Genomic DNA, 24,831 nt, shown 5'->3' with positions numbered 1-24,831 from the left:
GTAGTAAAGAGGGGTCTGACCCCCAAATGCTATGCAAAAAGAGCAACCCATTCTGGTTGCTCTTTCATGGTGTTCGTTTGCTTTTATTTGACTAAATCACCGACAAACTTCGGTAGAGCGAAGGCAGCTTTGTGCAAATCCTTCGTGTAGTATTTCGTTTCAATGTCATGAAAGCGGCTGTCCTCTACTTCTAGTGGATCGTACTTTTTCGATGCAATGGTAAATGTCCACAAACCGCTTGGGTATGTTGGAATGTTTGCCGTATACAAACGGGTAATCGGGAAGATTTCTTTTACATCTCTAAATACCTTCGTAATGAGTTCACTATGGAACCAAGGATTGTCCGTTTGTGCAACAAATATACCGTCCTCTTTCAACGCTTTTGAGATTCCTTCATAGAACCCTTTTTCAAACAACTTCACAGCTGGTCCAACTGGCTCGGTAGAATCGACCATAATGACATCATACTCATTCTCTGACTTTGCAATGTGCATGAAGCCATCATCCACTTGAACATCGACACGAGGATCATCAAGTGCTCCTGCAATCGTTGGTAAATATTTTTTCGAGTACTCAATAACCTTGCCGTCAATTTCTACAAGTGTCGCCTTCAAAACGGATGGATGCTTAAGGATTTCACGGATGACTCCACCATCTCCTCCTCCGACTACTAATACATTTTTCGGATTTGGGTGTGTGAACAATGGAACGTGTGCGACCATTTCATGATAAACAAACTCGTCCTTCTCGGTTGTCATAACCATCCCATCAAGAACGAGCATATTGCCGAATTCTTCAGTTTCAATCATATCAAGCTTTTGAAAATCAGTTTCTTCTGTATGATGAGTTTGCTTAATTTTTGCTGTGATCCCAAAGTACTCTGTTTGTTTCTCTGTATACCATAATTCCATTTGTGTCACCTCATAAATTCCTAACTTATCATTTATAGGTTCTTCCATTTATGTACGTTCTACTCATACCAAATGAAAGTATATAGCAACAAATAAAAAAATCAAGGGGAATTTATCCATTTCCCCACGTTTAAAAAAGATGCTTTTTACCAATGATGAATAGATAGGCGAACAGCATAACAAAGGCATTTGTTCGCAAACTTGCCATTATAAAAAAATCATACTAAGAACGGGGTGACGTAATGGAAGTCGTCATTGACCGACGAGTACGCCGAAGAAGGCGCTTAGTCCGTTTATTTTTTCGTCTTTTATTAATATGTTTAGTTTTGGCAGCAGGGGCCGCTGTCTCTCTTCTATCGTATACAAAAATGCAAGGTCCCCCTCCATTAAACGTGTCGCAAACAACTGTTTTTTATGGAGCAGACAATTCACCTATAGGTCAGCACCATCAAGGTGAAAACCGACATTGGGTCGGATTATCATCCATTGACAATGATATTATTAACGCAACAATTTCAATTGAGGATAGACGCTTTTATAATCACCTTGGATTTGACCTTACTCGGATTGGAGGCGCAGTCGTTGCAAATCTTCGTTCAAGGTCTATGGCTCAAGGAGCGAGCACACTCACGCAACAATACGCGAGAAACCTCTATTTAAGCCATGATAAAACATGGGTACGGAAATGGAACGAACTGCTGTATTCACTCAGGCTAGAAATGAACTATGATAAAGATCAAATTTTAGAGGGGTACTTAAATACCGTTTATTATGGGCACGGAGCTTACGGGGTCGAAGCTGCTTCTCATCATTATTTTGGAAAGTCAGCAAATGATCTCACTCTAGCAGAGGCAAGTATGTTATCTGGTATTCCAAAAGGGCCTAGCTATTATTCACCTTTAATCGACTTTGAACGAGCAAAACGACGCCAAGCTGTCGTACTGCAATCGATGGTCGACAATGGTGTATTAACTCAAGTGGAAGCAGATGAAGCCCATGCTGAGCCTTTAAATTTCATTCATGATGAGCTAGACAGCACCTCAACAGTCGGACCTTACTTCCAAGCAGCTGTTGAAAAAATCTTAATACAAGATGTCGGCATTGACCCAGCCTTACTCGAAGCCGGTGGACTGAAAGTGTATACAACCCTTGACCCTGATATGCAAAAAGAAGCTGAGTATTGGGTTGAACGTGAAATGCCTGACTCCGAACTACAAACAGCCCTTGTTGCCATGGATCCGCGGACGGGTGATGTAAAGGCACTTGTCGGAGGAAAAGATTATGTTGAGAGCCCGTTTAACCGTGCAATTGATGCGAGAAGGCATCCAGGTTCATCGTTTAAACCGTTTCTCTACTATGCAGCACTTGAAAATGGATTTACACCTGCTTCAACCCTCATGAGTGAGGAAACGACGTTTGAGATTAGTGGCGGGCAGCCTTGGTCACCTAGTAATTTTAATGATAACTATGCCGAGGATTTTATTACGCTGCTTCAGGCGATGGCTTTTTCAGATAATATATACGCTGTGAAAACCCATCTATATTTAGGAACGGATAAAGCTGGGGAACTCGCTCACCGCGTCGGGGTTGAAAGTCCATTAGACGAGGGCGCAGCGTTAGCGCTAGGTGCTTCTGATGTTGGGATAGCCGAAATGGCTAGAGCCTACAGTGCCTTTGCCAATGGAGGGAAAAAAGTAGAGCCTCGCTTTATTAAGAAAGTCGTTGACCCAGAAGGCGATATTCTCTATGAATCAGAGCCGAAACTTGAGCAAGTTCTTGACCCGAAGCTAGCTTTTGTTATTACAGATCTTATGAAAGGGATGTTTGATCCGTATTTAAATGCTCATACATCTGTTACAGGACGCTCTGTTTCCCATTTAATCAACCGTCCAGCAGCAGGCAAGTCCGGTTCTACGAGTCGAGACAGCTGGATGGTTGGCTATACACCACAGCTCGTTACAAGTGTCTGGGTCGGCTACGATAGTGGGACATTTTTGAATCAAGCAACAGATGGGCAATACGCGAAAAAGATTTGGGCTAATTTTACTGAACATGCCCTAAGCGATCAGGAAGCAGTTGACTTCCCAATTCCTGATGGTGTCGTCGGGGTGGAAATGAACCCACAAAACGGGCTGCTTGCAACAGAGGACTGCCCTACACATCGTGTCACATACTTTGTCGAAGGAACCGAGCCGACGAAGGAATGTCCAAAACCAGCTTCTGACGGAGAAGAAGTGGAAGCAATTGATGAGGAGTCTCATGAAAAGGAACGCTTTATTGACCGATTTTTTAGATGGTTTGGTCATTAACAAACAGGCTAATGGCGGTTCGCTACTTAATCTAGAGAGGAGAAACCCACTTCTCTCTGGCTTTTTAATCCATTTGTTTCTTAAGGGTATTCAGAAGGTCATCAAACGACTTCTGGATAACTAGATTACGCAGAAAAGATGAAAAGGCGCAAGGGGTGTCCAGTCCCTTGCGCCTTTTCGTGTCCTAGTATAAATGTGCTGTTTATACTTCTCTCAGTTTACTCGTAATAATGGAAAAGCTCAAGAGTCGCATTCAGTGTTCAAAAATCTTTCATAGTTATTTGAATTTAGGGGTTTACAAATGAGTGGTTTTCTCTCTCTAAACCTCTAATGCTTCATGCAGCTCTTTACCTGAGTTTACCCACATTTGTTCGTTATGATTCTTTAAAAACTCAGCAAGAATTTTCTTTGATTTGTCGTCCATGTCATCGACGAGAATTTTTCCTTTTAAAGATTTATCCATCTTATTTACGTGCTCTGGCAAGCTCTTATAGCCGCGTCTAATTTCAGTATCAACTGTCATTTCACAACCAGCTACACCCGCGTAATACGGCTTTCCCTCTTTATGATTAATCGTCACCCATACAAGCCAGTACAGCTTGCCATTAGGTACTTTCTCCTTATCAGGAAGAAATTTAATACGCTTTTCAACAGCTGAACGAGCATGTAACGCACCCATATCGACAAACGCTTCTCCTTCTGTTGGATCAACAAATACAGGTGACACGTTATCTAAGTTCATTGTACCGGCTCCATAACCGCCGTGGCCGTCTGTTGAGTCATTGCTTAAAATGTTAAACCCACTGCTTTTCTTCTTTTTCAGGTTATCATTATTTAGTAAGTCCACTTCGTACACCTTCCTTTCACTGCCTTTGTTCAAATTTTACACAAAACTACCCGCTATATGCTAGTGTAAAGTAATATTCATTTGTGCATACGTGACGATTTAAACAATTACATTTTATCAACTTTTCGAATCTAATAAAAAACTCACCCAAAAAAGAGTGAGCTAATCTATATTAATGACTGAGTGTTCGAAGCGTCCCAATAAATTCATAAGCTTGTTCAATGTCTTCCTCAGTGTAGTTTGATTTCTTTTTTAGCGTAAAAACTTTCTCTTTCACTTCATCGCGAGTGAGTTCTTCAAAATACAAGAGCGTTGAAACGAGCTCTAAGAAACGTGAGCTTTGGCCGTTTAGTTTTCCAATAAGCTCCTCTGTCTGCGGCAAATCGAATTGGTATAATTTCAAAAACTTCTGCCCTTCCTCTGAAAGAGCGTAGCGATATTGATAGTAGTTTCCCTTATCCTCTTTGTTCTCTAAAAGGAAGCCTAAGTTACACAGCTCTTCCATCCGCAAGCTTAGTTCTTCTGAATAAGGTCCAAACATATGAAATTTAAATCGCTCTGAAAATGGCACGTCCATTTTTTTGGCGATATAAATCATCTTTTGCAGCTTCTTCCGTCCAACAACCTCACCAGCTTGCAAAAAAAGTGCCATCACATTTGCATGATCCTTCAGCAAAGTCTGTTCCCCCTTTAAACGTTCAATAAATCTCGAATCTTCTTCTTCACTTCTTTATGTTCACGCTCATCCTCTAAGTAATCAAGCGGAAAGTAGAGCTTATGATCTGTACGCTTCTTTCCAGATATCGCTTCAACAACATCTGATTCCCGCGACAGCTCGCGTAATTTCCCGTTTGGCATAATTAAATGAATCGGCAGGCGCTCTTCTTCCTCACCCGGGCGGTAAAAGTCATACGGGAGGTCAGAAGATGAATCGACAACTAAATAGTAGTCAGGATTCAAATCAGCTTGACGGAACAGATCTTGCAGCACAGGCCAATCATTCATACGCAAATTTGGATTAAATTCGACATACTTAAATAATTTTCTATTACAGAATCTTACACAAAGATCGCTCAAAATGCGATCCTCTTCTTCTTGCCAAATTTGAAAATAATAGAGAGTTATCGCCTCATCTAACCGTAAATAATCGTCCAAGCTCCCTTTTCCATCAAAAAAGGAGTAAAAGTGATGCGGCTTATGCTTAAACTCATAACCTTGTTCGTAAAGTTCCTTAGCACGCCAAAAAATTTTGCTTAAGATAACTTCTCCGCTCCGTGTGACCGGGTGGAAATACACTTGCCAATACATTTGGTAACGGCTCATGATATAATCTTCAACCGCATGCATCCCGCTTTGTTTAATCGCAACTTGATCTTCCATCGGACGCATCACACGCAAAATTCGCTCCATGTCGAAATGGCCATAGCTCACCCCTGTGTAGTACGCATCGCGTTGCAGGTAATCCATACGATCGGCATCAATTTGACTTGAAATAATACTTGTTACGAGCTTGTTTGAATACGTTTTTTCGATAACATCTGCAACAGCCTGTGGGAAATCAGGACTTACATTTGAGAGCACTTCATTTACTTCGGTGTCTCCTAAAATGATTTGTCTTGTCCACTCTTCATGATCGGTATCAAATACCTTTTCAAAGGAGTGGGAAAAAGGCCCATGCCCAACATCATGCAAAAGCGCTGCTGCAAGCGTGAGGAGACGCTCGTTTTCATTCCAATGCGGCCGGCCACAAAACACATCAAGGATCCGTTTTGTAATCTCATACACCCCTAGCGAATGGTTAAAGCGCGTATGCTCAGCTCCGTGAAACGTCATATATGTCGTACCTAGCTGCCTAACACGACGCAAACGCTGAAATTCCTTCGTGCCAATTAAAGCCCAAATCAACTCGTCCCGCACATGGATGTACCTATGTACTGGGTCTTTAAATACCTTCTCTTCTTCTAATTGACCGTAATAAGGTTTTGTCATATCCGTTCCTCTCGTCTTTCGGTAATAGTACCTCCATTATAAAGGAAGAACGAGCTCATGTCAGGAGGGGTCTGTCAGGAGGGGTCTGTCAGGAGGGGTCAGACCCCTCTTTATCTCTTCACCGCTGTACAGACACACCGAGGGGTCTGACCCCTCGCCCTCCACAACGCATAAAAAAATCCCAGTTTCTGTTTAACTGGGATTTATTTTTTAAGCTTTTTCATGACTTTTTCAATGAGCTGATCTTCATCTGGCGCTGCGACCGGACGATTATTCACAAATGCAAACGACTTTTTTCTCCCTGGCCCACAATATGATTGACATTTTATATCGATTGTTGCTTCAGCATCAACTTTTTTCAAACGTGGGATAAGTGTCTTTATGTTGGTCGCTTGGCATTCATCACAAATACGAAATTCATTTGCCATTTTACCTGACCCCTTCTATTGCTAGTATCTATATGTTCAACGGAATGATCTCTTTTTAAACCATGAACTAGTATACCATAAGATTCTGTAGAAGCAATTGGTTATTACCTTTAACAAACTGTGTAAGGGATACCATGCGATATAACAGCATAAGAATAATGTCTCCTCCTTTTATCCCTATCAGAAAACCCGTGCTATAATAGAGGATATTTAATGAAATTATAGGAGCTTCGCCCATGACTATATCTATCCCTTCTATTTCTAATACTTGGCGTTTCTTGGACCATAGCACGTTCGGTCCTACCTTTGATGCGCTTCAATCTTTTGCCTATGATGATACACTTTGTTCATTTATCGGGCAGCAGCAAGGACTTCCTGCTATTCGATCGTGGGTTCACCATCAAACGATCGTCCTCGGCATCCAAGATAGCCGCTTGCCGGATATAGATTCAGGACGTACGTATTTAGAATCAAAAGGCTATCGCGTCATTGTTCGTAATTCTGGAGGTCTAGCTGTTGTCTTAGATGATGGCGTCTTAAACCTTTCCCTTATTCTAAAGGAAGAAAAGGGGTTCTCTATAGATGCCGGCTATGAGCTGATGTACGACCTTATAAAAAAGATGTTTGCCTCTTTTCATGTCCAAATTGATGCTTATGAGATTGTTGGCTCCTATTGTCCAGGAAGCTTTGATTTAAGCATTGGCGGGAAAAAGTTTGCTGGAATTTCTCAGCGGCGCATTCGTGGAGGCATCGCTGTTCAAATTTATTTATGTGTCACAGGCAGTGGCAGCGAACGTGCAAAGGTTATCGAACAGTTTTATGAGAGATCGGTAAATGGCAAGGAAACCAAGTTTGCCTATCCTATCATTAAACCTGAAACGATGGCTTCCTTAAACGAGCTTCTCAAACAGCAATTTACGAACTCAGACATCATGACAATCCTTCTGCGTACGATACAAAGTGAAGGGATCAATATATCGGTTCAGTCCTTTTCAGCTGAGGAACAAAGTCTATTTTTAGAGAATTATGATCGAGTACTGACTCGTAATGAGAAAGCTTTAAACCGTTAAAGGGGGTATCTCAAAAGGTCTGTTTTTGACCTTTTGAGATACCCCCAAAGCAATGAGCGAAGTCGCTACATCTTTTAAAGTCGAAGCCACTGAAAAAGGTACAAACCAGCCTTTTTCAGTGCCTCGATTAAGTAGCAATGGCTCCGCATGCTGCGCGCCTGCTATGAGAAACCCGCTCATAGCAGGCTTTTCAACAAAAGGCAGCAGCTCCGCACATTGCTTCGAGGGCACTGAAAAAGGTACAAACCAGCCTTTTTCAGTGCCCTCTTAAAAGCCTTGAGAGGAGTGGGGTACACACTCACGGCGCGTAGCGAACGGAGCCATTTCTTCCTCTGTTTTGGTCTTTAAACACATCCCATTTTTTGCATACCACACTACATTTTCGCTAAAAAACTACATTTTTCGCAAAAAAAGGCCAGCAAAGCCAGCCTTTTTATCATCTACTTAATATTAACTTAGCTCATAACCTTCTGATTAATCGCCTGCATCGCTGTAATTAATGAAAGTTTATATACATCAGATGCGTTACATCCACGTGAAAGGTCATTTACTGGTTTGTTTAACCCTTGAAGGATTGGGCCGATTGCATCGTAGCCACCAAGACGTTGTGCAATTTTGTACCCTAGGTTTCCTGACTCAAGACTTGGGAAAATGAAAACATTCGCTTGACCTTGAAGTGGTGACTCTGGTGCTTTCTTTTGTGCCACTGCTGGAACAAATGCTGCATCAAATTGGAACTCACCATCAATGACTAAATCTGGTCTCGTTTTTTGTGCAAGTTTTGTTGCTTCAGACACTTTCTTTGTTTCAATCGATGACGCTGATCCTTTTGTTGAGAAACTTAGCATCGCCACTTTTGGATCTAATCCGAAAACTTTTGCTGTTTCCGCTGTCGCAATCGCAATTTCAGCTAACTCTTCACTGTTTGGAGCAATGTTGATCGCACAGTCACCGAAGACAAACTTTTGCTCTTCTTTTACCATGACGAATACTCCTGATGTACGCTTAATACCTGGCTGAGTCTTAATGATTTGTAGTGCCGGACGTACCGTATCACCTGTTGAGTGTGCAGCTCCACTTACTAAGCCGTCAGCTTTGCCAAGGTACACAAGCATTGTTCCGAAGTAGTTTACATCAAGTAGTAACTTGCGTGCTGACTCTTCAGTTTCTTTGCCCTTACGACGCTCAACAAATGCCGCAACCATCTCATCCATTCCATCATAATTATGAGGGTCTAAAATCGTTACATCGTCCCCAAGTGCTATACGGTTCTCAATTGCTTTTGCACGTACTTCTGAAACATTACCAACTAAAATTGGTTTTACAACTTTATCCTTTGCCAAATTTGCTGCAGCTTCTAAAATTCGTTCATCCGTACCTTCTGGCAACACAATGATTGGATTGTGTCTTTCCACCTGTGCTTTTATTTCTGAAAAAAGATTACTCACTATTGATTCCTCCTAAAAAAACTACGCTCTTTTCATTATATGATAAGGATACTCCTCTTGCATGCAAAAAGGAACCATATTTGTCAAGTTCACTAAAGTGTTAATTTTTTCAAAAATTAATATATTTTCGCTTACACACTTACTACATTAGTATTTTTCGTCATTTCTAACATTACCTTTAGGATGACCAAAGGATTCTTTGCTTATGTGTCGAATAGATATTACCAGAAAGTGAATGACTGTTCATTTTAGGGGGGGTTTTATGGAAACATCTATTGTTATATACGAAGTTGAAAACCAAGTTGCAATGATTACACTAAATCGTCCAGAGGTAAAGAACGCACTTAGCAAATCCACACTTGATGAGTTATACAATTTATTTAAAAAAGCAAATGATGATGAACATGTAAAAGTGATTGTCGTACAAGGTTCAGGGAACGCCTTTTCTGCTGGAGCTGACATAAAAAGCATTCCATTAGAGGACATGAAATCCTTTGATTACGGCTCCTATTTAGATGACACGTATAACCGTCTTATTCGTCAAATCGTCTCTACATCAAAACCGGTGGTCGCTTATATTAACGGCATTGCTGTTGGTGCTGGATTAAGCATTGCACTTGCATGTGATTACCGAGTAGCAAGCAATGAGGCAAAATTGGGCCTTGGGTTCTTAAAAATTGGACTCGTTCCTGATGCTGGTGCTTCCTATTTTTTACCTCGTCTCATCGGGTTAAGTAAATCAATGGAATTAGCTTTAGGAAAAATGATATCAGCAGACGAGGCGCTGCATATGAATCTTGTTACCCAAATTGGTCAATTGGATCAACTCATTTCTTCATTAAAAGGTGTTCCTCCAACGGCATTTGGATTAATGAAGCAAAATTTCCAATGTAGCTTTGATCATCATTTCGAAGATGTTTTACAAATGGAAGTAACAGCCCAACGCCAAGCTGGTAAAACAAAAGAACATCAAGCTGCTATTACACAGTTTTTAAAAGGGTGATCCTGTCGCTTCATGGTTGTAACAGACACTTCTTCTCCCCTCAACTATCTGTGTTCATGGCTTCCCCGTTTCAAATATGATATAGTATCGTTGATTACATATTTGAAACGATTTATGAATACAAAGGAGATGTTTTTGATGAGTGAAGCTGCAATTACATTAGATGGTTGGTATTGCCTGCATGATTTCCGCACGATTAATTGGCCGGCATGGAAAACAATCTCAACAGAAGAACGCGAGCAAATTTTAGCTGAATTCCATTCGATGATTGATAAATGGGTGCAGACAGAAGCAAACGAGCAAGGAAGTCACGCGATCTACTCAATCGTTGGTCAAAAAGCAGACATCATGCTCATGATTCTTCGTCCAACAATGGAAGAGCTTAATGAAATTGAAGCAGTATTTAATAAAAGCCGCTTAGCTGAGTTTACGATTCCTACCTACTCTTATGTGTCTGTTGTAGAATTAAGCAACTATATGGCAGGCGAAAGCGATGAGGATCCTTACCAAAATCCACACGTTCGCTCACGTCTGTACCCACAATTGCCAAAGGCAAACCATGTTTGCTTCTATCCAATGGACAAGCGTCGTGATGGTGAGGACAACTGGTATATGTTGCCGATGGAAGACCGCCGTTCGCTTATGCGTAGTCATGGCATGATTGGCCGCAGCTATGCTGGGAAAGTAAAACAAGTGATTACTGGATCAGTTGGTTTTGATGATTGGGAATGGGGCGTCACATTATTTGCTGATGATGTTCTTCAATTTAAAAAACTTGTATATGAAATGCGCTTTGATGAAGTATCTGCTCGTTACGGTGAGTTTGGCTCTTTCTATGTTGGAAATATTCTTTCTCCTAGTCACTTATCTAGATACTTTCACGTATAAATAGTAAATGACCACATCTGATGAAGATGTGGTCATTTTTTTACTGAGTTTCAAACAGATAGGACACAGAAAGCGAGTCTTAGCGGACATACTCACTAAAAAACGTATGCATACGCCCCTTTTTCAAGTCATATAGTGAAGTAACTGCACCGCTTACGGCAAATCATCCTTTTTTATTTTGGATGCAGTTTTCGTTTCTTATCTCTTACTAACTTCTAAGAATGTCAACTTTGATAGGAGGTGAACGGATGGCTGTTATTAAAGCTAATTCAAGTGATATCGATATGCTCGCAAGGCTGATGCGCGCAGAAGCAGAAGGTGAAGGAGAGCTTGGAATGTTAATGGCAGGAAATGTCATGGTGAACCGTACTAGAGTTCGTTGTATGGACTTTGGTGGCGTCAATACGATTCCTGACATGGCATTTCAGTCTCCAGGGGGGTTTGAAGCTGTTCAGAAAAGTTACTTTTATCAAAGAGCTCGCGAAAAGGATCGGCGATTAGCCAGGCGAGTGATAAACGGTGAACGATTCCATCCTGCCGAATTTTCTTTATGGTTCTTCCGTCCAGAGGGAGCATGTCCAGCACAATGGTGGGGGCAGTGGAACACAGGTCGGTATAAATTACATTGCTTCTACCAACCATTGCCAGCAGATTGTGAAGAAGTCTTCAACACTTATTAATTAAACGAAAAAGGGGCGATCAATGTGCATCAGAATCAACAACCATGGTATCCACAACATCAAGCAGGAACGGGGTATGGACAGCAGCACCAGCAGCAGGCTTTCCCTGGACAGCAGCAAGCGTTTCCTGGACAGCAAGCACCCGGACAAATTCCATATACATCAGCTGAAGCTTATCAATATCAACAAATACCAGGAATCACTCAACAACAACAACAACCTTTCCCTGGCTTTCCTGGCTTTCCTGGCTTTCCTGGAGAACCAGGAATGCTGCCAATTGAACAATCCTTTATTGAGAATATCCTTAGGTTAAACCGAGGTAAGATTGGTACATTCTATTTCACGTATGAAAACAACCCTGAATGGAATGCACGAGTGTACCGGGGACGTGTAGAAGAAGCTGGCCGTGACCATATTATTTTAAGTGATCCAGAAACAGGTCAATGGTACTTACTTCTAATGGTTAACTTTGATTATGCTGTCTTTGATGAGGAGCTTGAGTATGATTATCCGTTTGATGGAGTAGCTCCACTCGCAACATATTCTCCAAGACCTAATGGTTGATTGTTTTTATCCATACAAAAAACCCCTGCTATGACCATTTAGTCATAGCAGGGCTTTACATTTTATAACCCTCTTAACACAGCTAACCCTAACAACACCCAGCCAACAATAAAAGCAAGCCCACCGATTGGAGTGATAGCCCCAAGTTTTGTGACTCCCGTTAATGCCATCGCATAGAGACTCCCTGAGAAAAGCACAATTCCAATTAGGAAGCTCCAGCCCGCACCATTTAAACCTGGTAACGGATATTTCAATGCAATAATCCCTACGGCAACAATCGCTATACCGTGAATCATGTGATACTGTACACCCGTTTGATAATTCTTCATCATACGTTCTGTTAATCTAGGTTCTAATCCATGTGCACCAAATGCGCCAATAGCAACAGACAGTCCCATAACAATACTACCTATTAATAAAAATAATTTTGCCACTGTATTCGACTCCTTTTCATTATCAAATCTTTTTTCGAAAGAACATTTTTGTGCTTCACGTGAAATTTCACGTTCGTTTTACTACAATAGAACAAAAGGAGGTTTTTCATATGAGCTCTATCAACGTTCGTCCTTATACCCTAGATGATTTTGAAGGATTATTAGATGTTCAAAAAGAAGCATTCCCTCCCCCATTTCCAGAAGATTTATGGTGGTCACGCGATCAAATTAAAGCCCATGTCACAACGTTCCCTGAAGGGGCTTTGCTTGCTGAATTAGATAACGTTGTCGTTGGCTCTGCTACCTCTCTCCTCATTACCTATGACGGGAAGCCGCACACATGGGAAGAAGTTGCAGATGATGGCTACATACAAAAAAGCCATAACCCTGCAGGTGATAGCCTTTACGGGATCGATTTATGCGTTAGACCAAGCTACCGAGGAAAAGGCATTGCCGGCGCTCTATACGAAGCCCGAAAAGAGACCGTTAGAAAGCTTGGTCTAAAACGATTCATGGCCGGTTGCCGTATTCCAAACTATCACGAATATGCAAAACACCTTGATGTAGACAGCTATGTAAAAGCTGTCGAAAAAGGAGAAATAAAAGATCTTGTCCTTACCTTTATGTTAAAACAAGGCCTTCGCCCGCTCCAAGTAATGTCGAACTATCTAGAAGATGAAGAGTCACTGGATTATGCGGTGCTAGTCGAATGGAGAAATGACCAGCTTTAGCAATGAGACCACTGAAAAAGGTATGGTTTTGACCTTTTTCAATGGTCTTTAAGCAATGAGCGGAACCGTTGCTTTGTCTTAAAGCCTGCTATGAGTGGTTTTCTCATAGCAGGCGCGCAACGTGTGGAGCCATTGCGCTTCCTCGAATCCTCTAAAAAGGACTTTTTCAGTGGTCTCGAAAACCACCCTTTTTCAATCCCTTCTTTAAAAATCGAGGATATTTCGATCCTTCTCTTCAATCTCACCGCCACTTTGAACAAGCGGCTTTGCAAAGCTGCTCGGCTGAGTTGGGAGCACATAGTCTTGTTGGGGTGGTGTCGGCATTGGCACCTGTTTTGTAGCAGGCGCCGAGCCTTTTAATAAGTTGCAGTATGCTTCAATGACCGCTGATGTCTCACGCACCGTTGCCTGATCTCCGTTAGAGATGGCTTGTCTAAGCTTTGTCACTTGAGATTCTATATGGTCACAAATTTGATTTGCTGGAATGTTCATTTCTTTCTCCTCGCTTTTTGATGATTTTTTTATTTATGTAAGGCATAGAGGAAAAAGGGAAGATCGTCCTTTTTCCTTGATCGTGCATACATGCTTTGCGCTGGCTTCTCTCGCCGTGCGCTTTTTTGAGAAGATCGCTCAAAAAAGCTTAAAACCTTTACGGCGGCTCCTTTTCGCCTTGATCGTGCGTACATCGTGGGCGCTGGCTTCTCTCGCTGCGCGCCTTACAAGAAACCCACTTTTAAGGCTTTAAAACCTTGCAGCGGCTCCGCTCAGCGCTTCGGCATAGAGGAAAAAGGGAAGATCGTCCTTTTTCCTCTATGCCTCTAGTTTATCATAGTCCTCCTCACAACAAAAAGAAGGAGCTAATCAGGTTTCTGATTAGTTCCTTCTTTTTGTTGTCTTGATGCGAAGATGGCTTTGACGCCTGCGATGTTGACTCCTTGTTGGATGAGTGATTTGATTTCGAGGAAACGTTCGATGTCTTCTACTGAAAACATTCTTTGATTTCCTTCGTTTCTTGATGGTTTAATAAGCCCTTGTTCTTCATAATAACGAATTTGTCGGGCAGACAAGTCCGTCATCTCCATTACTACACGGATGGGAAAACATGCTTGACGTCTAGGAATATCTGACTTCACTCGCTCCCCTCCTCCTTCGCTACCATTCTATAATTGAGACATTCGACCTTTTGCTAAATAAGAATAGACATCTCGTAATGTCTCAAACCCTTTCTCTTTCGCAAGCCGAATGTTTTTTTGCCATAATTGTGCCGTAATGAGTGCATCCTCTAATGCATGATGCCTCTTTTGTACGGGAATTTCATAATAAGCACAACACTCTTCTAACGTCACTAGCTTTTTTGGGACGACGATCTTCGTTAGAAAGGATGTGTCAATGATTCGGTGTTGAAACGTTGTTCGTAACGTTTGCCATGTTGCATGAGACATAAACTTTTTCTCATGAGAAGCATGATGGGCAACTAGTGTTGAATGTCCTACAAACTTATAAAAATCGGATAACACATCTACTAGTGGCGGAGAGTCTCTTAATTCTTCCTCTGTTAACCCTGTTAGTTCTAAAATCTCATTTGACGGTGAAGTCGAGCATTTTACAGTAGAATAAAATATATCCTCCTCATAAATCTCGCACCCTTTCATCTTTACAGCTCCAATTGAAAGAATGCCATCCCCTTTATCCGGATAAAACCCACTCGTCTCTAAATCAAAAATAATAAAGGGAAGCTCAGTGAGCGGGCGATCAAGAACGTCTTCTTGCTTTAACTGACGTTGAATTTGACGTAAATGAGAAAGCCTGGCAGCATCAGACTGCTGTTGAAGTGATGTATAGACATTGGGACTTAATCGATTCGACAACTGCTTAACTAGTTGCACCATATTATTTATCATCGTTTATTCACCCTTTTAGCAGCCTTTCTATAGTCTGATACAGCCTATGTCCTTCTCTTACCCAATTTTTTAATTGCCTCTGCTCATCCTTGCTTAAATTTTCTATTGTAAGATGATGAATATGCTCGTATTGTTCAATACCTTTTTGCCATTTCACACGTTGTTCTAATAGTCTTTCGAAAGATTCCTTCATCTTTTTAACATTGTCATGCTCACTCGGTAATTGTTGAAACCTATCTACCGTCGAACTTGACAAAATTTGCTGCTCAATAGCTAGTAAGCGTAAACCATTTACATAGGGAAATAGAACAATCTGTTTAAAATCAAACTTTCCTTTATGAACACCTTTTGTTTCAACAAGCAGTTGATTAAATAGTCCAATCCCCTTTTTTAGTCTTCCTGTATTATCGGTTAATCTTTTTATCATTCTAGGTTGTGTTTTAATGAATTGAAAAGTTGCTTGCTTTAACCGCTTGACTAGTTCATGTTTTCCATAAATAGACCTAGCATCAACAAACGTCAGTGTATATCTGAGTGTTTCCCACCTATCTTCTCTCAACCAATATTTAAGCTGCTCCTCCCACGTTTCATAGGAACAACACCATTTGGGGCTTGATGCCATCACATTTCCGTCACAGCGTTCGTACCCTGCTTTTTCAAGAGCGTAAACAATGTCTCTTCCTAGATGGAGGAAGTACGATGCATCCTCTTCATTGCTGCTTTCATATATAAGTCCATGATCCTGATCACTCCAAAATGACTGTTCAAGCCTGCCTCCGCTTCCCATTAAAAAGAAAGCAAAGTGAGCGGGCGGTTTGCCCCACTCACTTTCTGTCTTTTTAAGAGCGAGACACACCGCTTTTTTTATGATCTGTTCATGACTTTCTTGAAGAGAGGCCGAGGTATGCTCCTGTTTATGAATGGTATTTGTGCGTTCTTCGAATAAAAGGCGAAGTTCCGCGTCCCATTCTTTATCATTAAAGGTAGGATAACTCTTTGCCCCTGCCATCCATTAAGCTCCTGTCTTTTCGCTTCCAGGCATGCTCTCAGGATAACCGTAGCTACCGTGCTCACTAAGGTCAAGACCGACAATTTCCTCTTCCTCAGATACACGAAGGCCGCCACATACAGCTTTTGTAACTAATAATAAAACGTAAGAAGCGATAAATGCGAACGCACCACACGCTACAACACTTAATACTTGAACTCCAAGCTGACTAAGTCCACCACCGTAGAATAAACCAGCTGTTCCACCGTTCATTGCTGCAAGCTCAGGAGTTGCGAAGAAACCAGTTGAAACAGTTCCCCAAACACCAGCTACACCGTGAACAGATAATGCAAAGATTGGATCATCAATACGTGCTTTATCAAAGAATTTCATTGAGAAGAATACGATTAAACCACCAACGATACCGATAACAACTGCTGCCCAAGGAGCAACGAATGCACAAGATGCTGTGATTGCTACTAAACCTGCTAATGCACCGTTTAACATAGTTGGCACATCGGATTTTCCTGTCATTGCCCATGCAATGAATAGTGCTGCTACTGCACCAGCTGCTGCTGCTAATTGTGTGTTAAGTGCTACATAACCAAAGAATGCATCTGCTACTTCTAATGTACTACCTGCGTTAAATCCGAACCAACCTACCCAAAGAATTAGAACCCCTAGAGCTGTGTAAACTTGGTTGTGACCAGCTAATTCATTTGCTGAGCCGTCTTTGTTATATTTACCAAGACGTGGTTTTAAAAGAATTGTAGCTGCAAGTGCTGCCATGGCACCTGTTAAGTGAACTACTGTAGAACCTGCGAAATCTTGCTTTCCTAAGTCAGCTAACCATCCGTCACCCCAAATCCAGTGTGCAACGATTGGATATACAAATGCTGAGAATAGTACTGCGAAAACGATGTATGCTGATAATTTAGCACGTTCTGCAAATCCACCAAAAGCGATTGTTAATGCGATTGCTGCGAACATTACTTGGAAGAAGAAATCAACTGATCCAACTAACCCTTCCTCAGCTGTTGAAAAGTCTCCAAAGAAGAAATCTGACATTCCGATAAAGGCATTTCCTTCACCGTAAGCAAATCCCCAACCTACAGCCCAGTATACTAATGAAGCAATCCCGACTGTGAAGATTGTTTTTCCGGCAATATGGCCCGCGTTTTTCATTCGCGTTGAACCTGCTTCTAAAAGAATAAATCCACCTTGCATGAAAAGAACTAAGACTGCACAAATCATTACCCATAAATTATCCATAAGTGCTAATTCAGTCATTTCTTTCTGCCCCCTTTAAAATGTGTACACGTTAGCGTCAGAGAAGCTAACATCTGTTGTTAGTTCTAATTATACGTACGAAATATTCTGAATCTACTCTATTGTCAGATATTCTGACACACTTTTAAATCAAGCTGTTTTTATGTAAAGGCTTACTACCGTACCCTCACTTATGTTTCAATGAAAATGGAATCACACAGAAAAACCTACACTTTTTTGTGTAGGAAATGCATTTTTATCTAGTTCACTTGTAAAATTTAACAATTACTTCATACTCCACTCAATTGGGTCTTGTCCATTACTTTTTAATTTTTGATTGATTTGTGAAAATGGTTTGCTCCCGAAGAACCCTCGATGGGCAGAAAAAGGACTTGGATGTGCCGCTTCAATAATTGTATGGATCTCATTTGTAATCATCGCTTTTTTCGATTGAGCGTGTTTGCCCCACAATACAAAAATGACAGGCTGCTCTCGCTCATTTAACGCTTTTATCACCGCATCGGTAAAGGTTTCCCACCCTCGTCCTTTATGAGAAGCCGCCTGTTTTTTACGCACAGTGAGTACAGTATTTAATAAGAGTACTCCTTGCCTCGCCCATGTAATAAGTGAACCGTCTAATGGAATCTCACAGCCAAGATCGGTGTGCAGCTCCTTGTATATATTTTTTAATGAAGGCGGAATTTTTTCTGTAGGCTGAACAGAAAAACTAAGACCATGTGCTTGATTGGGTCCATGATAAGGGTCTTGTCCTAAGATGACAACTTTTGTTTTTGAAAAAGGTGTGCACTCTAATGCTTGGAAGATTTCTTCTTTCGGTGGATAGACCGTATGATTTTCATATTCTGCCATCAAAAACTCCGCAAGCTCCTTAAAGTATGGTTTATCAAATTCATCGCCAATGACATCTTTCCAATCAGCAGTTAGTTTCCTCATGTACGTCACTCCTTTACTACTTCATTAGTTTAGCATAGATCGTATTTTAATCGGCCGTTAGCTGCATCCTGTCCAAGATCGTCCATTTACTGTCGAAACTTCGCCACTTTTTGTCCAAACAAGATTTTCCCCAACAAAAAAACTCGCCCCCGCAAAAAGCGGAAACGAGTTCTTCTATTACTTTTTCGTAGTATCTTCTTTTAAGCCAAGGATCCAAGTTGCAGCAAATGCCCCCGTCACTGCAATTAACATTCCAATTAAGTAATTGATAATGTTGGCAGTTCCAAATGGTGCAGCAATGGCAATCATCGGGATTCCTGTTAATCCATATGCATTGGCAAAAACGTTCATGAAGACGACGTACGCTCCACCTAATGCACCACCAATCGCTGCTCCAATGAACGGACGCATGAAGCGTAAGTTTACACCGAAAATGACAGGCTCTGTAATTCCAAGGAATGCCGAGAACGATGCAGGAAGGGCAATTTCCTTTACTTTCTTATTTTTCGTTAAGAAAAATACTGCAAGACCTGCACCACCTTGTGCAACGTTAGCCATTGCCCAAATTGGTAGTAAGAAGTTAACACCTAAGTCAGCAATAAGTGCTGCTTCAATTGCATGGAAGCTGTGATGAACTCCAGTAATAACAATTGTTGAGTAAAGTCCACCAAAGATTAGCCCAGCAAAGATTCCAGCTGTATTATAAATAAAATCAAGGCTCCAAGTTAGTCCATTTCCAAGCCACGTACCAAGCGGGCCGATAAATAGCATCGCAATAAATCCTGTTAAAATTACTGTTATAAACGGAACAACTAGCAAGTCAATTGCATTAGGAACAACCTTGCGTAGTCCTTTTTCAATCTTACTCATTATATAGACAACAAGCAGGATCGGAATAACCGTTCCTTGATAACCAAGTAACTCAACATTCATTCCAAAGAAGACAATTGACTCTGGTACTGCATCTGCAAGCATCCAAGGGTTCAGTAATGCTGGATGCGTCATAATTCCACCAAGAACAGCTCCAAGATATGGGTTAGCTCCAAATTCTTTCGCTGCACTAAATCCAATTAAGATCGGTAAAATAATAAACGCAGCACTTGAGAACATATCTAAAAATAAGATCCAAGGGCTGTCAGGTGCAACCCATTCAAATGCTGTCATCATTCCAAGCAGTCCCATTAACAAACCACTTGCAACAATTGCCGGGATAATTGGCACGAAGATATTTGAAAGCGTACGAGCGATTCGAGCCAGCGGATTCATTTTCTTTTTAGCCGCATCACTGTGATCAACTTGTTTTTCTCCCCCATCAGTATCCTTTGCGCCAACGCCTGTAATGCTTGCAAACTCACCATACACTTTATTAACAAGACCTGTTCCGAAAATAACTTGAAACTGTCCAGAAGCACTAAAAACCCCTTTTACTCCATCAAGTTCTTCAATTGCTTGCTTATTTGGTTTATCATCATCGTTTAAAACGATACGTAAGCGAGTGGCACAGTGTGTAGCACTAATTACATTGTCTTTTCCACCTAAAAGTTCAACTAGTTCACTAGCTACTTTTTTCGTATCCATCATGTATTGCCCCCATTCCTAGATATTTTTATTTTAATCAAATGTGAAATGGTTACTCGCTCTCATCCATATATAACAATAAAAAAAGACCTAAAATGGCCTAAACGTATACGTATCCAAAAGATACACGTATCCCGTTTGTCCATTTTAGGTCTTGCCTGCTTGATCAGTAACAATCCCACATATTTAATTGATTCCGCTTTCAGTTTACAACTATCGACCGAATTCGTCAATAACCTTTGCTTACTTTTTTAATTGGGAAATTTTTAATTTGTGAAGAGGCCCTTCTTTATCAAATTTGTAACATCATTATAACAGGGAATCACCTTTACTTGGCATTTAATACCAATAAACTTCGAAAAAGAGACTTGCTTACAACCGTAAGCAAGTCTCTCTATATTACCGTAATTCCCAAGCTTCTATCGTCACTTTTTCCGTACCTTCAGCCGCAAACGAAATTCCTTTTTCCTCAACATCTGGATAGATGCGAGCTGTAAACACCTCTTCGCCTTCATTGATAAATACTTCAATGGAAGATGTATCAATGAAGATGCGTAGGCTCTTTAATTGGTGAAGGTGGCAAAATCTCTCCTCCACTGTTTCCCCATCAACATAGCTAATACGGTCTAGCTTGAATAGCTTATCAGTTGGATTGTATACGAGATTTGCATGATTACGAATATGAATCGTCATTGCATTTGTTATCGTCTCTAGTGTCTCAAGGTTGATTTCTAACACATCCCCTTCTACACCTTTAAATGCTTGAGCCTTATTACCAAGCTCAACAGCTTCATGTTTTACCCCTTCGCCACGCAACTCTTTTAGCTCTTCAACTGGCAGTTGATAAACCTTTCCATCGACTAGTTTCAACTCTCTTGGCAAGGTCATGGCATGGATCCATTTATGCTCAATCGTTGGATGGGCATCTTCACGTTCTTCAGGCAATCCAAGCCAGCCGATCATAATACGGCGTCCTTTGTCATCAACCGTTGTTTGTGGCGCGTAAAACTCAAAGCCACGATCTAACTCAATAAATTCCCCGTGCTTGTATTCAACTGAATCATAATCCAGTTTCCCAACAACATATCCCGCTTGGTAGAGATTTTGATAGTAGATTCCACTTGGTTCTAATCCTTGTGGGGAAAAGACTAATACATCTTGTCCATCAAGATCAAACAAGTCCGGGCACTCCCACATATAACCAAAATCCTCAAAAATACCAACATGTGCCCCTGCAATCGGACCAAGATGCTCCCAGTTCTCTAAATTACTCGAACGGAATAGAACAGCTTTTCCTGTTTCATCCTTACTTTGCGCGCCAATAACCATGTAAAAGTATTCTCCATGCTTCCACACTTTTGGATCGCGAAAATGCGGAGTATACTCTTTTGGGAGACGAAGCACAACACCCTTTTTTTCAAAGTGTTGGCCATCTTTAGACTCTACCATGACTTGATACGATTCCCGGTTGTTGTTTTCATCTTTTACGTTCCCTGTGTAAAACAAATACATCGTTCCGTCATGCTCAATTGCACTGCCTGAGTAGCAACCATTTTTATCAAACCAATCACTCGGAGCAAGGGCGATATCATGATGCTCCCAATTCACTAGATCTTTTGAAGAGTAATGTCCCCAAAACTTTGCACCGTGTTCTGTTTTAAATGGATTCCATTGATAAAATAGATGGTACACACCTTTAAATTGGATAAAGCCATTTGGGTCATTTAACAATCCTACCGGCGGCATTACATGATACGCTAAACGATACGGATCTGCTTGTACAACCTTTTTATACTTTTCTACTTCCTCATATGCTTGACTGCGTAATTGTTGATCTAGATCTGGCATAGTATTAGCTCCTTCTATCTAGTTTTGTGAAATCATCGTATCGTAGCTTCTTACATTTTGGCAACTGGTCTAAAGCGACTAAACTAGCTAAAAAAGCGTTTTCTCTTGCTTATTAAGTGCTTTTTCTAGTACTTCAACGGTTAATTCTTCCGTTTGGGACAACGTAAGGTCTGCTCTTATTAAAGATGGCTCACTCCCGACGCCTACAGAAAACATTTCTGTTTGTAAAATACCTGTTAAGCCGGCATCTCCATCTTCTATAGCCACACATTCAGCTGGTGAAACATCAACCATTTCCGCTGCTTTTAGAAAAATTTCCGGATCAGGCTTGCCGCGTGTTAATTTTGTGACGTCAACCACACCAGCAAAATAATCAAGCAGTTGAAGTCTTGATAACACTCTGCTTGCATTTTGACTTGCTGAAGCAACGACCATTGTCATTCCTATTCCTCTTAAGTCTTCGATAAAGGAGCGTATACCAGGTTTGGCATCTTTATCGGTTAATTGATTGATTAATTCTATGTAATGACTATTTTTTGTTTCGCAACACTGTTCAAACTCGTCATCTGATAAGTCCAAACCCGACTTGTCGACGATCGCTTGTACTGTCGCTCGCCGGCTTAACCCTTGCAGCTTTTGATTCCATTCCTCACTAAAAGAAATACCAAGCCGATCAGCCACTTTTTTATTAACATGGTAATGTAAGTGAACGGTATTTGAAATGACTCCGTCCATATCAAAAATAACTGCTTTTATTGATTTCACAAATATCCCCCTTATTATTTAGTAAGTCGAAAAAAGTTATAGGCATTGATTGTTAACTTGTGTAAAATAGAGCTACATCATCAGAGAGGAAGTTGAACTATGCAGCAATCAGAGCATCAAGTAGGTGTATTGGCGGCAACTTTCGCCTACTTAATTTGGGGTATTCTCCCCTTGTATTGGAAGCTCCTTGAACCTGTTTCTCCTGGCGAGGTGCTAGCTCATCGAATTGTATGGTCATTGGTCTTTATGATTCTTATTTTAACCGTTCGAAAACAACTTCGCTCAAGCTGGAGGGAATTCATTTATATCTTTACCCACTTTCGTTCAGCTGTTGCTATTATTTTAGCATCTTGCTTTATTACGTTAAACTGGTTTGTTTTTATTTGGGCAGTTAACAGCGATCGTGTCGTTGAAGCTAGTTTAGGTTATTATATCAATCCACTAATTAACGTTCTTTTAGCGATGCTATTTTTAAAGGAGCGGTTTACTCGCTGGCAAGGTATTTCTATTGGGTTAGCGTTTATTGGAGTAGCTGTTATGACCATTTTTTATGGAGTTGTCCCATGGGCGGCACTTATTCTTGCCGTATCATTTGGGTTATATGGGCTCATTAAAAAGATGGTAAATACAGGTGCCATGATTGGTCTTACGATCGAGACATTGTTAATGACTCCGTTTGCGTTATTGTTTTTATTATGGTTATCTAAGCAAGCAGCTTACTCCCCATCTTTTGGCTCATTGCAAACAGAAACAACGTGGCTATTAATGGGGGCTGGTGCCGTAACTGCGATTCCTCTTTTATTATTTGCTATCGGAGCAAAACGAATTTCCTTATCGTTGATAGGGTTTCTCCAATATATCGGACCAACGATTATGCTTTTTATCGGAATCTTTTTATACAAGGAACCGTTTTCTCAAATTCAACTAATTGCGTTTCTCTTTATATGGGTTGGACTGTTCATCTTCACAACGTCGAAAACAACTGCTTTTAAAAAGATGACTAGCAAACTATGTAAAACAAATACGAAACATGAACCAAAAGCCTCATAAAACTCAAAAAAGCAGTCGAGAATTCTCTCGACTGCTTTTAAAAGATTTATGCCCGGCGGTACATCCAACTATTCAAATAAAAGAATACAGTCGGTAAACCGCCAAAACGAATAAATTGTTTAGCTGTTTTTTTAATTTCCTTATGAGCTTGTACTTTCTCATCAGCCAAATAAATGGCAATTAACCCTTTATTAATAAGACGATGAAACTTCCAGTCAGGAAGACCTCGAATGCTTTCTTCTGCTTTTTCTCTAATATGACGTATCCTTTCAACCATTTTTTCTTTCGACTCATAATAGAAAATGAAATTCAGGTCCTCTGCCTCAAGGTCTTCTTCTTGATCGATAAAATAATCAAGTAAAATATGCAGGCCTTGAACCCAAGGGAAATATCCATTTTTGATCAGCACTGCTTGTTCCTTTGTCATCTCGCCATTAGCCGCATAAGCAGCAAAGCAAAAAATACCTAATGTAGACCCTGCACAAGCCGAAAACTCATACCACGTCATAGGAGGAAGCTCTTCTTTATGCCTTTCAAACCACTCCTCCAATAACCCAACACGTTTATCGATCTCCACATGTTTAAAGACTTGCAAATCACAGTAGTATTCTGCCAATTGAAGCATAGGCACCTTAGCATGTTTAAAACCAGGCAACTCTAAAAGAACTTCCTGACAAGTCTTCACAAGTGAAGCTAAGTAACCTCGATCATCTTGGTCTTCTCGATAACGATAATAATTTTCCGGCTTCACCCCTGGACTCAAAGCATGATACATCGACTGATGAAGTGCTCTGAAATCCTTTTCATCTAATGACGTACTTCTGTCACAGAGATTATCTAAATAATCACTTATCGTTTGATACGCCACGATAAAGCGGATAATTTTATTGCGATGTTCTCTTGCAAGCAGTCCATATACAGCTCCACCTTCACAGTGAAATGCTTTATCTTTTAAGCTAGCAAGCGCTTGTTCACGTAACTCGTCATTTGGTATAGCCTTTGCTTTTTCCTTCCATTCACGTAAGTAATAGTGAGCATCCGGCAACACTTCCCGATAAATTCTATATAGCAAAGTCCATGGTTTCGTTGGAGCTTTCAAGGTGTTACCTCCTATCTGCCAATTGATTGTCTACTTCAAAAAGTATGCCCAACTCACATCCTACACATTACCAAATT

At 40.8% G+C, this 24,831-nt stretch carries 24 protein-coding genes and 1 pseudogene; 8 read left to right on the top strand and 17 right to left on the bottom strand.

Features of this window, described 5'->3' with window-relative positions:
• Window positions 1–83: 83 nt before the first annotated feature.
• Entirely contained in the window at window positions 84–911 is an 828-nt protein-coding gene (gene speE / locus MF646_RS10695) for a spermidine synthase (protein WP_250096483.1), read from the bottom strand.
• 242 nt (window positions 912–1,153) lie between these two features.
• Between speE and MF646_RS10690 the strand changes: the two genes are divergently transcribed.
• A complete protein-coding gene (locus MF646_RS10690; protein ID WP_250096482.1) occupies window positions 1,154–3,220 on the top strand; it encodes a transglycosylase domain-containing protein in 2,067 nt (688 codons plus the stop codon).
• 319 nt (window positions 3,221–3,539) lie between these two features.
• Here MF646_RS10690 and MF646_RS10685 read toward each other — a convergent pair whose 3' ends face one another.
• From MF646_RS10685 to MF646_RS10670, 4 genes are all read right to left on the bottom strand, one after another.
• A complete protein-coding gene (locus tag MF646_RS10685) occupies window positions 3,540–4,067 on the bottom strand; it encodes a YwhD family protein (RefSeq protein ID WP_250096481.1) in 528 nt (175 codons plus the stop codon).
• A 172-nt stretch (window positions 4,068–4,239) separates the two neighbouring features.
• Window positions 4,240–4,743, bottom strand: a complete 504-nt coding sequence (locus MF646_RS10680) for a YwgA family protein (protein ID WP_250096480.1) — start codon at window positions 4,741–4,743, stop codon at window positions 4,240–4,242.
• A 14-nt stretch (window positions 4,744–4,757) separates the two neighbouring features.
• On the bottom strand, window positions 4,758–6,056 hold the full coding sequence (locus MF646_RS10675; protein WP_250096479.1) for an HD domain-containing protein: 1,299 nt from the start codon (window positions 6,054–6,056) through the stop codon (window positions 4,758–4,760).
• Between the two features lie 203 nt (window positions 6,057–6,259).
• Entirely contained in the window at window positions 6,260–6,484 is a 225-nt protein-coding gene (locus tag MF646_RS10670; protein ID WP_034631914.1) for a YuzB family protein, read from the bottom strand.
• 236 nt (window positions 6,485–6,720) lie between these two features.
• On the opposite strand from MF646_RS10670, the gene lipL reads away from it, so the two are divergent.
• Complete coding sequence (gene lipL, locus MF646_RS10665) at window positions 6,721–7,554, top strand: octanoyl-[GcvH]:protein N-octanoyltransferase (protein WP_250096478.1); 834 nt, start codon at window positions 6,721–6,723, stop codon at window positions 7,552–7,554.
• Between the two features lie 455 nt (window positions 7,555–8,009).
• On the opposite strand, the gene pta is transcribed toward lipL, so the two are convergent.
• A complete protein-coding gene (gene pta, locus MF646_RS10660; RefSeq protein WP_250096477.1) occupies window positions 8,010–9,002 on the bottom strand; it encodes a phosphate acetyltransferase in 993 nt (330 codons plus the stop codon).
• A gap of 262 nt (window positions 9,003–9,264) precedes the next feature.
• On the opposite strand from pta, the gene MF646_RS10655 reads away from it, so the two are divergent.
• The 4 genes from MF646_RS10655 to gerQ all read left to right on the top strand — a co-directional run bounded on the left by MF646_RS10655 (window position 9,265) and on the right by gerQ (window position 12,137).
• Window positions 9,265–10,005, top strand: a complete 741-nt coding sequence (locus tag MF646_RS10655) for an enoyl-CoA hydratase/isomerase family protein (RefSeq protein WP_250096476.1) — start codon at window positions 9,265–9,267, stop codon at window positions 10,003–10,005.
• Between the two features lie 138 nt (window positions 10,006–10,143).
• Window positions 10,144–10,893: a hydrogen peroxide-dependent heme synthase gene (gene hemQ, locus MF646_RS10650; protein WP_250096475.1), complete on the top strand. Its 750-nt coding sequence runs from the start codon at window positions 10,144–10,146 to the stop codon at window positions 10,891–10,893.
• A gap of 248 nt (window positions 10,894–11,141) precedes the next feature.
• Window positions 11,142–11,573 (top strand): cell wall hydrolase, encoded by a 432-nt coding sequence (locus MF646_RS10645; protein WP_250096474.1) that lies wholly within the window; start codon window positions 11,142–11,144, stop codon window positions 11,571–11,573.
• A 24-nt stretch (window positions 11,574–11,597) separates the two neighbouring features.
• A complete protein-coding gene (gene gerQ / locus MF646_RS23425; protein WP_250096473.1) occupies window positions 11,598–12,137 on the top strand; it encodes a spore coat protein GerQ in 540 nt (179 codons plus the stop codon).
• Window positions 12,138–12,199: 62 nt separating this feature from the next.
• On the opposite strand, the gene MF646_RS10635 is transcribed toward gerQ, so the two are convergent.
• The gene (locus MF646_RS10635; RefSeq protein ID WP_250096472.1) at window positions 12,200–12,571 is read right to left on the bottom strand and encodes a DUF423 domain-containing protein; all 372 of its coding nucleotides are present in this window, start codon (window positions 12,569–12,571) and stop codon (window positions 12,200–12,202) included.
• A gap of 110 nt (window positions 12,572–12,681) precedes the next feature.
• Between MF646_RS10635 and MF646_RS10630 the strand changes: the two genes are divergently transcribed.
• A complete protein-coding gene (locus MF646_RS10630) occupies window positions 12,682–13,302 on the top strand; it encodes a GNAT family N-acetyltransferase (RefSeq protein WP_250096471.1) in 621 nt (206 codons plus the stop codon).
• A 204-nt stretch (window positions 13,303–13,506) separates the two neighbouring features.
• Here the strand turns inward: MF646_RS10630 and MF646_RS10625 are convergent, their stop codons facing one another.
• The 9 genes and pseudogenes from MF646_RS10625 to pgmB form a co-directional block, all read right to left on the bottom strand.
• Entirely contained in the window at window positions 13,507–13,794 is a 288-nt protein-coding gene (locus MF646_RS10625) for a DUF5327 family protein (protein ID WP_250096470.1), read from the bottom strand.
• Between the two features lie 368 nt (window positions 13,795–14,162).
• Window positions 14,163–14,435 (bottom strand): annotated as a pseudogene (locus MF646_RS10620) (MerR family transcriptional regulator); the annotation flags it as partial.
• 27 nt (window positions 14,436–14,462) lie between these two features.
• Complete coding sequence (locus MF646_RS10615; protein WP_250096469.1) at window positions 14,463–15,203, bottom strand: 3'-5' exonuclease; 741 nt, start codon at window positions 15,201–15,203, stop codon at window positions 14,463–14,465.
• 7 nt (window positions 15,204–15,210) lie between these two features.
• A complete protein-coding gene (locus MF646_RS10610; protein WP_250096468.1) occupies window positions 15,211–16,212 on the bottom strand; it encodes a DUF294 nucleotidyltransferase-like domain-containing protein in 1,002 nt (333 codons plus the stop codon).
• Between the two features lie 3 nt (window positions 16,213–16,215).
• Complete coding sequence (locus tag MF646_RS10605; RefSeq protein WP_250096467.1) at window positions 16,216–17,481, bottom strand: ammonium transporter; 1,266 nt, start codon at window positions 17,479–17,481, stop codon at window positions 16,216–16,218.
• Between the two features lie 264 nt (window positions 17,482–17,745).
• The gene (locus MF646_RS10600) at window positions 17,746–18,414 is read right to left on the bottom strand and encodes a uracil-DNA glycosylase (RefSeq protein WP_250096466.1); all 669 of its coding nucleotides are present in this window, start codon (window positions 18,412–18,414) and stop codon (window positions 17,746–17,748) included.
• A gap of 177 nt (window positions 18,415–18,591) precedes the next feature.
• A complete protein-coding gene (locus MF646_RS10595) occupies window positions 18,592–19,992 on the bottom strand; it encodes a sucrose-specific PTS transporter subunit IIBC (RefSeq protein ID WP_250096465.1) in 1,401 nt (466 codons plus the stop codon).
• 399 nt (window positions 19,993–20,391) lie between these two features.
• Window positions 20,392–21,840: a glycoside hydrolase family 32 protein gene (locus tag MF646_RS10590; protein ID WP_250096464.1), complete on the bottom strand. Its 1,449-nt coding sequence runs from the start codon at window positions 21,838–21,840 to the stop codon at window positions 20,392–20,394.
• A gap of 87 nt (window positions 21,841–21,927) precedes the next feature.
• The gene (gene pgmB, locus MF646_RS10585; RefSeq protein ID WP_250096463.1) at window positions 21,928–22,605 is read right to left on the bottom strand and encodes a beta-phosphoglucomutase; all 678 of its coding nucleotides are present in this window, start codon (window positions 22,603–22,605) and stop codon (window positions 21,928–21,930) included.
• Between the two features lie 99 nt (window positions 22,606–22,704).
• Between pgmB and rarD the strand changes: the two genes are divergently transcribed.
• The gene (rarD, locus tag MF646_RS10580; protein WP_250096462.1) at window positions 22,705–23,655 is read left to right on the top strand and encodes an EamA family transporter RarD; all 951 of its coding nucleotides are present in this window, start codon (window positions 22,705–22,707) and stop codon (window positions 23,653–23,655) included.
• A gap of 46 nt (window positions 23,656–23,701) precedes the next feature.
• On the opposite strand, the gene MF646_RS10575 is transcribed toward rarD, so the two are convergent.
• The gene (locus MF646_RS10575; RefSeq protein ID WP_250096461.1) at window positions 23,702–24,754 is read right to left on the bottom strand and encodes a tetraprenyl-beta-curcumene synthase family protein; all 1,053 of its coding nucleotides are present in this window, start codon (window positions 24,752–24,754) and stop codon (window positions 23,702–23,704) included.
• Between the last annotated feature and the right edge of the window lie 77 nt (window positions 24,755–24,831).

The sequence above is a fragment of the Halalkalibacter alkaliphilus genome, from assembly GCF_023555415.1.
Lineage (GTDB): Bacteria > Bacillota > Bacilli > Bacillales > Bacillaceae_D > Halalkalibacter > Halalkalibacter alkaliphilus.
Note: the sequence above shows the minus strand (reverse complement) of the source record. Positions and strands in the feature narration are given on the sequence as shown.

Excerpts from the sequence above, each read along its gene's own strand:
- MF646_RS10675 (WP_250096479.1), bottom strand. The coding sequence starts at position 6,056 with ATGACAAAACCTTATTACGGTCAATTAGAAGAAGAGAAGGTATTTAAA.
- MF646_RS10655 (WP_250096476.1), top strand. The coding sequence starts at position 9,265 with ATGGAAACATCTATTGTTATATACGAAGTTGAAAACCAAGTTGCAATG.
- MF646_RS10645 (WP_250096474.1), top strand. The coding sequence starts at position 11,142 with ATGGCTGTTATTAAAGCTAATTCAAGTGATATCGATATGCTCGCAAGG.
- MF646_RS10625 (WP_250096470.1), bottom strand. The coding sequence starts at position 13,794 with ATGAACATTCCAGCAAATCAAATTTGTGACCATATAGAATCTCAAGTG.
- MF646_RS10615 (WP_250096469.1), bottom strand. The coding sequence starts at position 15,203 with ATGATAAATAATATGGTGCAACTAGTTAAGCAGTTGTCGAATCGATTA.
- lipL (WP_250096478.1), top strand. The coding sequence starts at position 6,721 with ATGACTATATCTATCCCTTCTATTTCTAATACTTGGCGTTTCTTGGAC.
- speE (WP_250096483.1), bottom strand. The coding sequence starts at position 911 with ATGGAATTATGGTATACAGAGAAACAAACAGAGTACTTTGGGATCACA.
- MF646_RS10605 (WP_250096467.1), bottom strand. The coding sequence starts at position 17,481 with ATGACTGAATTAGCACTTATGGATAATTTATGGGTAATGATTTGTGCA.
- MF646_RS10630 (WP_250096471.1), top strand. The coding sequence starts at position 12,682 with ATGAGCTCTATCAACGTTCGTCCTTATACCCTAGATGATTTTGAAGGA.
- MF646_RS10670 (WP_034631914.1), bottom strand. The coding sequence starts at position 6,484 with ATGGCAAATGAATTTCGTATTTGTGATGAATGCCAAGCGACCAACATA.
- MF646_RS10590 (WP_250096464.1), bottom strand. The coding sequence starts at position 21,840 with ATGCCAGATCTAGATCAACAATTACGCAGTCAAGCATATGAGGAAGTA.
- MF646_RS10610 (WP_250096468.1), bottom strand. The coding sequence starts at position 16,212 with ATGGCAGGGGCAAAGAGTTATCCTACCTTTAATGATAAAGAATGGGAC.
- MF646_RS10595 (WP_250096465.1), bottom strand. The coding sequence starts at position 19,992 with ATGGATACGAAAAAAGTAGCTAGTGAACTAGTTGAACTTTTAGGTGGA.
- hemQ (WP_250096475.1), top strand. The coding sequence starts at position 10,144 with ATGAGTGAAGCTGCAATTACATTAGATGGTTGGTATTGCCTGCATGAT.
- MF646_RS10690 (WP_250096482.1), top strand. The coding sequence starts at position 1,154 with ATGGAAGTCGTCATTGACCGACGAGTACGCCGAAGAAGGCGCTTAGTC.
- MF646_RS10600 (WP_250096466.1), bottom strand. The coding sequence starts at position 18,414 with ATGAGGAAACTAACTGCTGATTGGAAAGATGTCATTGGCGATGAATTT.
- rarD (WP_250096462.1), top strand. The coding sequence starts at position 22,705 with ATGCAGCAATCAGAGCATCAAGTAGGTGTATTGGCGGCAACTTTCGCC.